Source organism: Calditrichota bacterium, from assembly GCA_014359355.1.
In the GTDB taxonomy this organism is placed as follows: Bacteria; Zhuqueibacterota; Zhuqueibacteria; order JANLFK01; family Oleimicrobiaceae; genus Oleimicrobium.
In genome coordinates, this window is sequence record JACIZP010000178.1 from 1 (window position 1) to 5529 (window position 5529).

The following is a 5529-nucleotide window of genomic DNA, read 5'->3' on the forward strand; positions in this document are numbered from 1 at the left end:
CGCCAGCTGCCACCGTGAACCTACGGACGCTGGATGCCCGCGGTACCGAAGCGCCGGACGATGATGTCCCCCTGCCCCGGACGACAGTGACTTATGACGCGCTGGTCGGCGTAGACTTGGGTTTGCCACTGGCCACCGATACGGAGGGGCGGCGTAATGGGGTGCTTTTCGCGCCTGGGGTGTATGTGCTCAACGCGCGTCGCGAAGGCTACGCCCCGCTCTGCGACACCCTCGTTCTGGCCAATGGTAAGGCCTACGACGTGGCACTCCGTCTGCAGCCTGACCCGGCAGCAGTGCGCGGGAACGTCCGGGATCAGGATGGGCAGGCGGTCGCTGCGGCTACTGTGCGCGCCGTGCACAGTTTGCGCAGCGACTTGGTGCGCGAAGGCGCGACGAATCAACTGGGGCAGTTCAGCCTCGCTCTCCCGCCGGGCTCTTGGCGTGTGTCGGCGACCAAGAGTGGCTTCCGCGCCAGCGCCGAGGTGGCCGTCGAGGTCAAGGCAGGCGAGGCGAAGGACTTGCCCACAGCCCTGGTTGTGACGCGCAACCGGAATGCGCTCACCGGCGCGGTGGTGAACGATGCGGGAGTGCCCGTTTTTGGCGCCACGGTGGTTGCCACTTCAGGCAGCGAGAGGCTGCAGGCAACTACCGACGCAACCGGTCGCTTTTCGCTCTCGCTGTTCGATGGCTATTGGATCCTGCAGGCCAGCAAAGCAGGATTCGTCCCCTCGACGCAACGGGGTGTCTCCGTTGCAGGGGGAACGCCCTACGAGTTGAGCCCGCCTCTTTCCCTCACGCCGATGGCTGCGCTGGTGGCTGGTGTGGTGACCGATGGACTTGCTCCGTTGGCTCAGGCCGAAATCCGCGCCATCCCCCTGGCAGGCTCGGTACAGTCCGGTACAAGCGACGGGTATGGGCGCTTTTTGCTCAGCTTGAGTGCTGGCACCTACACCCTTGAGGCCCGCAAGAGCGGTTTCAGCTCAGCGGGCTCGCAGGTCATCAGCCTGGCGCCCGGCGAGACAGTGAGCGGTATCGAATTGCTCTTGCTACCGAATGCCGGGAGCATTAGCGGCACCGTCACCACGGACGGCGTGGTTCCCCTGGCCAATGCCACGGTCAGGGCGGGCGGGCAAAGCGTCGCCACGGATGCAGGCGGCCGCTACATGTTGTCGGTGCCGCCGGGGGTATACGTGGTGGCCGCCAAGAAGGAGGGGCACTTAGATCCGCCCCCGGTGGAGGTGACCGTGGGCGCCGGCCAGAGCGTGCAAGGGGTAAACTTTCTGTTGCCCCCCAACGCCAGCGTCGTCAAGGGCAGAGTACTGTATGGCTCAGGTGTGGCTGGAGCTGTGGTACGGGCTGTGGGTCCGAGCCAAAAGACCACCATGAGCGATGACAACGGCAACTACTCCTTGGGAGTGGAACCAGGGGTCTGGACCCTCACCGCGGAAAAGGCCGGCTTTTCGTCGGAGACCATCACCGTGCAAGTGGGGCAGGCGCAGCTGCTCGAGGGACGCAACATACGCCTCACCCGTTCGGTGGCCACGCTGCACGGGGCAGTGCTGGATGCCAGCACGCGGAACCCAATTCCATCAGTTTCTCTGGCGATCGAACCGGGCGGCCTGGGCACCACCTCGCGGCAGGACGGCAGCTTCAAGATAGAGTTAGACCCGCAGCCAACTGGCGTGACGGTTACTGCTACGAAACCCGGCTATGTGCCGTTGGCGCGCCAGACCGGCCCGCTCCAGGCAGGGGGCACCACGAACCTCGAGCTGACTTTGACGCCACTGAGCACTCGGCTTGTGGGCACGGTGTTCGACGAGTTCGGTGCCCGTGTGTCTGCCGCGCGTGTGCTGGCCGTTGCCGGCGTGGACACGTTTGCCACTATCAGCTCGCAGACTGGCGCCTACGTGCTGCCGATCTCCGCAAGCGGCGGGACATTTGCGGTTTCGGCGCGGAAGCCTGGCTACGTCTGGGATGTAGCTCCGGTGACGGTCACATTGAGAGCCGGGGAAGAACGGACGCTCGATTTGACCCTTCGGACCCACTTTGCTGGCCTGCGGGGGCGGACGCTGAGCGCGCGGGAAGGCGCTCCGGTTTCCGGAGCAGCGGTCCGGCTCCAACGCGGTGCCGAAACGGTTGCTTCGACGGTGTCCGATCAGGCGGGCGAGTTCCAGTTCGTGGACGACAAAGGGCGCCTGTTCCTCGTGGAAGGCAGCTATGACGTGCGGGCTGGCAAGCAGGGCTTCGCTGATACTCTCCTCACGGGGGTTTCTCTGCGCGGGGGGAGCACCGTATCCTTGGACCTGCGCCTTAGGCGGCACGAAGCCTGGCTCGAGGGCGTGGTGAGCGACGGGAACACACCTCTTTCGGATGCCCTGGTGATTGCGGAAAGGACCGATGGGGCCTCTCGCTTCACCGCGGTGAGTCGCAGCAACGGCGCATTCAGGATCGCGCCCATTGCGCCGGGGCAGTATCGGCTCAGCGCGCAGTTGACTGGCTACACCTGGCCCAGGGACACGGTAGTCAATGCGCCGCAGAGCAACATCTCCTTGCGGCTGGCCCCCAACGCCGGCCGCATCTGGGGCACGGTTATCGACATCGAGACCAACCAGGGGTTGGCCGGGGCCAGCGTATTTGCCGGGGACGGACATGGCAACGAAGCCAGGACCTCCTCGCAGAGCGACGGGCGGTACGAGTTGAAGGCCCTCCCTGTCTTCTATCCCTATCAGCTCACCGTGAGCAAGAGTGGCTATCGCAGCGTGACGCGCACCGTCTCGGCTACCAAGGGCGACACCACTGACTTTCGGCTCGTTCGCATCTACGGGGCCATCGGCGGGAAGGTGACCCTCAAGTCGGGGGAGCCTGTGCAGGGTGCAATCGTACAGGCACAGGCTGGAGCCACCGCCTACAAAGACACCACCGACGCCACAGGGCGCTATGGGTTTGCGCGCTTGACGGCAAACGCCTACCAGGTCTCGGTAACCAAGGCAGGGCATTTGAGCACGCCGCGCACGCGCACGGTGAGCCTGTACAGCGGCGGCGACAGCCTGAACGTGAACTTTGTCCTGGACAGGGTCGGCGTGGCCAACGTCGCCATTTCTGGCCCTGCGGTGGTTTCCAATAGCGGAAGTGCGAGTTTCTCGTTCAGCGCCACCACTTCCGACGGCCGGGAGGTGCCAATCGAGGCCCAATGGTCAGTGGACCACCCGGCGGCGGTGGAGGCGCTCTCGGAGAACGGCAGACTTACGCCAAAGCGCGACTACATCGGCCCGCTTTGCCTTGTGCTGCGCGATGCGTACTCTGGAGTCGCCGACTCGTTGTGGCTCCAGGTGGTGGCCACGGTCAATCCGGGTGATGCGGCGAGAGTGCTCAAGGATTATCGCGGGGCCACCTTCTCATTGCCGGCGGCGTGCGTCGCAAGCCCGTTGAGCCTGGGTCTAACCTACCCGGATCTGCCCGACGTCAAGAAGAAGATCCCAGGCTACCACATTGCCGGGCGGCCCTACGCTCTGCAGCCCGGGGGTACCGCCTTGCGCAAGCCAATGCTCATTAGCCTGCCCATGCCAGATTCCAGTGCCAGCGGGTGCACCCTCTTCGCATGGAACCCTTCACGATTGGCGTGGGAAGAGCTGCCGTCCGTCGCCGTGACGGGTGGCCTGGAGGCGGAGGTGAGCGTGCTTGGTCAGTGGGCGGTAATGCAACCATCGCTCCCCTTGGGCATTCGCGAATTCAAGGCGGAGCCTACGCCTTTTTCGCCTTTCGTTGCTCCCCTGCAGGTGTCCTTCCGGCCGACGTCGCAGACTTCCTCTGTGGTGTTTGTGACCATAAAGGTCTACAACATGACCGGCGAGCTGGTGCGGAGACTGGCGGAGGCGACGGTGGCCCAGGGGGAGAGGTTCAGCGTGACCTGGGACGGCAGGACCGATGGCGGGACAATGGCACTGAACGGCAGGTACTTGCTGCACATCGAGGTGAAGGACGGTGAGGGGAGCAAGAAGATGCTCACGCCGGTGGTGCTGGTGAAATGAGAGCCACGCCCCGCACAACAAAGAGGGGGGACGCCACAGGCACGCAGGTGATACCCGGGCGACCCGCGAGCCCAGGCGGGCCGCGCCTGAGGAAGAGTTGCAGTTGGGCCGTGGCTGTGGTGATGGCGCTGGGGGCCGCGGGCATTGCCCGCGCCGACATACCGGCTGCGTTCGCGGATGTGGGGTATGGTGCGCGGCCGATGGGGATGGGCGGTGCCTACGTCGCTTTGGCCAGCGACCCCTACGCCCTGTTCTGGAACCCGGCTTGCCTGGCCACCGTCCGTGGTTGGCAGGTCAGCACCATGTACGCGCGGCAATTCGGCCTTGTGCCCTATGCCATAGCGGCTGCGGCTAAGGGAATCGGTCGCGGTTCTGGGGTGGGCGCAGGCTTCCTCACCTCGGGCGACGACATGCTCCGCGAGTCAGCCGTGTACGTCAGCTACGCACGCCGCCTGGACTTCATAGGCAAACTGGGGACCGCTCTTTCCGCTGGCCTCACGGCGAAAGTGCGCTGGTCCAGCTTTGGCAACAACGCAGGAGGCGGGGAGCAGCGCATTCAGGGCACTGCTACCGGCTACGGACTCGATTTCGGGCTCCGCTGGAAGCCGGCCGGTCGGTGGGCCGTAGGGCTGTTGCTCCGTGATTTCTTGAACAATCTGCACTACGAAAATGAGACGCGCCGCACCTCCTACGGGGAGGCAGTCCCGGCGGCGTTGATTGTCGGTGCAGCCTACCTGGCCAGGCCAAACCTGGTGCTGGCCCTCGATGTGGACAAGTCGCTGTACACTGACCTGAAGGACCGCATCAGTCTCGGCACGGAATGGCTCCTTTTCAGGCTGCTCTACCTGCGCGCCGGTTGGTCGCAAAACCTCGACCCGGTGACCAACGGCAAGGCAAACTGCGGATTCGGCATCCAGTACTTCCGGGAAAGTTTCGGCGCCAGGTTCGACTTTGCCTATCAACTCCACTTTCTTGCAAACACGCCCAGGGTTTCGGTCTCACTGTGGTTCTGACAATGAAGCTACGCCCCGACACGGCTTTCCTTCTGCTTCTCCTGAGCTCGGTTGCGCTGGCCCAAGGCGACCGGCCGATCACCGAGTTGGTTGGTCGTCACATTCGGGTGGAGGTTTCTTTGTCAGGAGCATTCCTGGGTCTCGGCGGGAGCATGGCCCCTCTCGGTGGCCCGGCCGCCAGCCGCGTCGACGCCGGTTGCGTGGGCTGGAATCCCGCCGGGCTTGCTGCGCTGCATCGTCGGAGCGTGGTGCTGGACTGGGTGCCTGGGCTGGCGCAGAACGCGCAATCCCTGGCCGATCTCTCCGGCACCTTGAACGAACAGCTGGACGCAATCATCGACGACTATGGAGCACCCTCGGCAGCGGTCCACTATCCCGAGCTGGTCGCCAATGTGGGGTTTCATCCGCTGGTGAGCGGTTTTGCCCTCGGTGTGCCTTTCCGGGTGCGCGGAAGAAAAGTGGGAATAGGGTTGGGTTATCGCCAACCC

The 5529-nt window shown here is 64.6% G+C and carries 3 protein-coding genes; all 3 read left to right on the forward strand.

All coding sequences use genetic code 11. The annotated features are described in order from the left end of the window. Window positions 1–4028 (forward strand): carboxypeptidase regulatory-like domain-containing protein (locus H5U38_07700; protein MBC7186900.1); only part of this gene is annotated, 4028 nt, incomplete at its 5' end. Between the two features lie 110 nt (window positions 4029–4138). After that, window positions 4139–5041 carry a hypothetical protein gene (locus H5U38_07705; GenBank protein ID MBC7186901.1) on the forward strand — a complete coding sequence of 301 codons (903 nt, stop codon included), beginning with the start codon at window positions 4139–4141 and terminating at the stop codon, window positions 5039–5041. 2 nt (window positions 5042–5043) lie between these two features. Further along, window positions 5044–5529 (forward strand): hypothetical protein (locus H5U38_07710; GenBank protein MBC7186902.1); only part of this gene is annotated, 486 nt, incomplete at its 3' end.